The following is a 1,079-nucleotide window of genomic DNA, read 5'->3' as shown; positions in this document are numbered from 1 at the left end:
ATCAAGGAGATAACAGGTTTGAGAAACCCAAGGTTGACATGCCTGCTCCCATTGCAAGCTATGGTCCTTCTAATCTGCGTTCCCGGGCCGGTTTTGGCGGAATCCTGCTTCGCCCCGGCCCGTCCCTTCCTGCCAAGCGATTCGCAGGCGGCGCGGGACTATGCGGACATCATCCGTGGCGATTTCGAAGATTACATTCAGGATATCCAGAGCTACTTCCGTTGCCTCGACGGTGAACGCGCCCGCGCTTTCGAGGAAGCGCGCGAAGTCAGCGAGGACTATGGCCGATTTCTACAATTGGTAGGGGATTGATGGGCAACCTCGGGAGCATCAGACTTGCAGCCCATGGAAACCAGACGCCGATAACACCCTCATATATCTACTTTTTAGATAACAGATTTCATCCGCTAGCGACGTCACAAAAGGTATGTGACGCGTGGCAAAGACAATCAGAAGCAAAGGGCAAGTGGCACTCTGCCAGGCGTTGGTCGACGCGCGCATCAAAGCGGGCCTCGGCCAGAAAGACTTGGCGGATAGGCTCAGATGCCACCAATCCCTTATTGCCCGTCTTGAAAGCGGTCAGCGCCGGGTCGACGTTGTCGAACTGGTCGTTTTGGCGCGTGCCATCGGCTTTGATCCGTTCCAGCTTCTGGCGATCGTTGAAGCCGCCACGGAGCCCGACCACAGGATTTGAAGCCAATGAATTGTTGAGAACACGGAAACCCATTTTCCCGGTCTGATGATCATTCCCTCCTCGAGGACCAGTTAGCCAACATCAAAGAAGCCCGGCGCGCGGTCGTAGTGAACGCTCTGCAACCCCACGCCGCAATTCGCAGCGCCACAGTGCAGGAAGTCAGTAAACAGTGAACGATGATAGGGGTGAGGGCGTCGCGATCGCCAATCTGATCGGGACCGATGGGTGCAGTGTTGTTGGTTGGGTTTATCGCTGGAGTACAGGCTCACATGCGGTGATGTGGGACGTCCAAGGGCCCCAGCCGGTATCGGAAACCCGGCCGGATATAAGTGACGAACAGAAGCAAGAAATCGACTTCGATGCGCTCATGCGGATTCGAAAAAGT

3 protein-coding genes are annotated in these 1,079 nt (G+C 55.7%); all 3 read left to right on the top strand.

What is annotated here, in order from left to right:
* Positions 1-60: 60 nt before the first annotated feature.
* The gene (locus A3764_RS19000) at positions 61-312 is read left to right on the top strand and encodes a hypothetical protein (protein WP_036562850.1); all 252 of its coding nucleotides are present in this window, start codon (positions 61-63) and stop codon (positions 310-312) included.
* A gap of 124 nt (positions 313-436) precedes the next feature.
* Complete coding sequence (locus A3764_RS18995) at positions 437-694, top strand: helix-turn-helix domain-containing protein (protein WP_040610014.1); 258 nt, start codon at positions 437-439, stop codon at positions 692-694.
* 169 nt (positions 695-863) lie between these two features.
* On the top strand, positions 864-1,079 hold a 216-nt coding region (locus tag A3764_RS26095), incomplete at its 3' end, for a hypothetical protein (protein ID WP_082865989.1).

It is taken from the genome of Sulfitobacter sp. HI0129, assembly GCF_001635395.1.
Taxonomy (GTDB): Bacteria; Pseudomonadota; Alphaproteobacteria; order Rhodobacterales; family Rhodobacteraceae; genus Sulfitobacter.
Note: the sequence above shows the minus strand (reverse complement) of the source record. Positions and strands in the feature narration are given on the sequence as shown.

Coding starts and splice junctions, on each gene's coding strand:
- A3764_RS19000 (WP_036562850.1), top strand. CDS start 61: ATGGTCCTTCTAATCTGCGTTCCCGGGCCGGTTTTGGCGGAATCCTGC.